Source organism: Streptomyces sp. NPDC029151 (assembly GCF_055564315.1).
Genome location: NZ_JBVHWQ010000002.1, coordinates 1,090,098 through 1,093,496, shown reverse-complemented (window position 1 = coordinate 1,093,496; position 3,399 = coordinate 1,090,098). Strand labels below are relative to the sequence as shown.

Here is a 3,399-nt window from a genome sequence, read left to right as displayed (position 1 = left end):
GGGTTGTGTGTTGGGGCTTTTTGTGGTCGAACCCCCCACCCCTCCCCTCCCCCCTTGTCTTCCCCGCCACCCCCCCCCCTCCCCCCTCCGCCCCCCCCCCCCCCCCCCCCGCCACCGGCATGCCGGGGCCTAACCCCGCCGCACCTCGTACAGGAAGCAGCCGTACTCCACCGCCCGCACGTGCACCAGCGCCACCTCCGGATCGGCGAAGGCCTCGGCCAGGGCCGGCTGGAAGGCGTCCGCGTCCGTCACCAGACGTCCGCCGAGGATGTGCCCGGCGGACGAGTAGCGGCGCAGGACCCGGTGGGCGTTGGTGAACGGCAGCGTGTCGTCGGCCGGCCCCGGGCACTCCTCGGCGTGGACGAAGACGGGGCCCTGCTCGTCGTAGGCACCGGGGTCGGCGCCCGTTCCGGCCGCCCAGCGGCGCAGCGGCGCGTAGGAGACGAGGGCGATCCGCTCGCCGGGCTCGCTGCGGCGCAGGCAGCAGCGCAGCGGGGCGCCGCCCTCCTCGTCGGTGACCGCGGCCATGGGGCGGCCGGCGTCGTCGGTGGTCCGCAGTTCCTTCAGGACGGCCGGCTCGATGGGACGTGCGATGTGGGTCGTCATGCCTGAGAGCGTCCCGCCCCGGTGCCCCGCGCACCGGCGGGAACCGGACATCGCGTTCCCCGTCGATCCCATGGAAGGATGACGCAACCGACACATAACGAGGAGATGACCGCGTGCCTGGCACAAACCTGACTCGCGAAGAGGCGCAGCAGCGGGCCGAGCTGCTCACCGTTGACTCGTACGAGATCGAACTCGACCTCTCCGGCGCGCAGGAGGGCGGCACCTACCGGTCCGTGACCACGGTGCGCTTCGACGTGGCGCGCGGCGGTGCCGGGTCGTTCATCGACCTGGTGGCCCCGGCCGTTCACGAGGTGGTCCTCAACGGCGACCGGCTGGACCCCGCCGAGGTCTTCGCGGACTCACGGATCGCGCTGCCGGAGCTGCTGGAGGGCCGCAACATCCTGCGGGTCGTCGCGGACTGCGCCTACACCAACACCGGTGAGGGCCTGCACCGCTTCGTCGACCCGGTGGACGAGCAGGCCTACCTGTACACCCAGTTCGAGGTCCCCGACGCCCGCCGCGTCTTCGCCTCCTTCGAGCAGCCGGACCTGAAGGCCACCTTCCAGTTCACCGTGAGGGCGCCCGAGGGCTGGACCGTCATCTCCAACTCGCCGACCCCGGAGCCCAAGGACAACGTCTGGTCCTTCGCGCCGACCCCGCGGATGTCGACGTACGTCACCGCGCTGATCGTCGGCCCGTACCACTCCGTGCACAGCGTGTACGAGAGAGACGGCCAGTCCGTGCCGCTCGGCATCTACTGCCGGCCCTCGCTCGCCGAGTTCCTGGACTCCGACGCGATCTTCGAGGTCACGCGGCAGGGCTTCGACTGGTTCCAGGAGAAGTTCGACTACGCCTACCCGTTCGAGAAGTACGACCAGCTGTTCGTGCCCGAGTTCAACGCGGGCGCCATGGAGAACGCGGGCGCGGTCACCATCCGCGACCAGTACGTCTTCCGGTCCAAGGTGACCGACGCGGCGTACGAGGTGCGCGCGGAGACCATCCTGCACGAGCTGGCCCACATGTGGTTCGGCGACCTGGTCACCATGGAGTGGTGGAACGACCTGTGGCTGAACGAGTCGTTCGCCACCTACACCTCCATCGCCTGCCAGGCCTCCGCCCCCGGCTCCCGCTGGCCGCACTCGTGGACGACGTTCGCCAACTCCATGAAGACCTGGGCGTACCGGCAGGACCAGCTGCCGTCCACGCACCCGATCATGGCGGACATCCGCGACCTGGACGACGTGCTCGTCAACTTCGACGGCATCACCTACGCCAAGGGCGCCAGCGTGCTGAAGCAGCTGGTCGCGTACGTCGGCGAGGACGAGTTCTTCAAGGGCGTCCAGGCCTATTTCAAGCGGCACGCGTTCGGCAACACCCGCCTGTCCGACCTGCTGGGCGCGCTGGAGGAGACCTCCGGCCGCGACCTGAAGACCTGGTCGAAGAAGTGGCTGGAGACGGCCGGCATCAACGTCCTGCGTCCGGAGGTGCGGACGGACGCGGACGGCGCGATCACCTCGTTCGCCGTCCGCCAGGAGGCCCCGGCGCTGCCCGTCGGCGCCAAGGGCGAGCCGGTCCTGCGCCCGCACCGCATCGCCATCGGCCTGTACGACCTCTCCGACGCCGGCAAGCTGGTGCGCACGGAGCGGATCGAGCTGGACGTCGACGGCGAGCTGACCGCCGTACCGCAGCTGACCGGCCGGCCCCGCCCCGCGGTGATCCTCCTCAACGACGACGACCTGTCCTACGCCAAGGTCCGCCTGGACGAGGAGTCCCTGAAGGCCGTCACCGAGCACCTCGGCGACTTCGCCGAGTCCCTGCCGCGCGCCCTGTGCTGGGCCTCGGCCTGGGACATGACCCGGGACGCCGAGCTGGCCACCCGCGACTACCTCTCCCTGGTGCTGTCCGGCATCGGCAAGGAGTCCGACATCGGCGTGGTGCAGTCCCTGCACCGCCAGGTCAAGCTGGCCATCGACCTGTACGCCGCCCCGGCCGCCCGTGAGTCCCTGCTCACCCGCTGGACCGACGCCACGCTCGCCCACCTGCGCACGGCCGAGCCGGGCAGCGACCACCAGCTGGCCTGGGCCCGCGCCTTCGCGGCCACCGCCCGCACCCCGGAGCAGCTGGACCTCCTGGAGGCCCTGCTCGACGGCACGCAGACCATCGAGGGCCTGGCCGTCGACACCGAGCTGCGCTGGGCGTTCGTCGAGCGGCTCGCCGCCGTCGGCCGGTACGACGAGACGGAGATCGCCGGCGAGTACGAGCGGGACAAGACGGCGGCCGGCGAGCGGCACGCGGCCACCGCCCGCGCCTCCCGTCCGACGCCGGAGGCGAAGGCGGAGGCCTGGTCCTCGGTCGTCGACTCCGACAAGCTGCCCAACGCCGTGCAGGAGGCCGTGATCGGCGGCTTCGTCCAGACCGACCAGCGGGAGCTGCTCGCGCCCTACGCGGAGCGGTACTTCGAGGTCGTCAAGAGCGCCTGGGACTCCCGCTCGCACGAGATGGCCCAGCAGATCGCCGTCGGCCTCTACCCGGCGATCCAGGTCTCGGAGGCCACCCTGGCCAGGACCGACGCCTGGCTGTCCTCGGCCGACCCGAGCCCGGCCCTGCGCCGCCTCGTCTCGGAGTCCCGCGCGGGCATCGAGCGCGCCCTGAGGGCCCAGGCGGCGGACGAGGCGGCGGGCGCCGAGTAGCCGACACCACGACGCACCAGGGGGGGGGGGGGGGGGGGGGGGGGGGAAAAGGGGGGGGGGGGGGGGGGGGGGGGGGGGGGGGGGGGGGGGGGGGGGGGGGGGG

At 72.1% G+C, this 3,399-nt stretch carries 2 protein-coding genes; one reads left to right on the top strand and one right to left on the bottom strand.

What is annotated here, in order from left to right:
• Window positions 1–129 precede the first annotated feature (129 nt).
• Complete coding sequence (locus ACZ4VF_RS12625) at window positions 130–606, bottom strand: DUF1203 domain-containing protein (protein ID WP_467925461.1); 477 nt, start codon at window positions 604–606, stop codon at window positions 130–132.
• 113 nt (window positions 607–719) lie between these two features.
• On the opposite strand from ACZ4VF_RS12625, the gene pepN reads away from it, so the two are divergent.
• Entirely contained in the window at window positions 720–3,296 is a 2,577-nt protein-coding gene (pepN, locus tag ACZ4VF_RS12620) for an aminopeptidase N (protein ID WP_467925459.1), read from the top strand.
• Window positions 3,297–3,399: the final 103 nt, after the last annotated feature.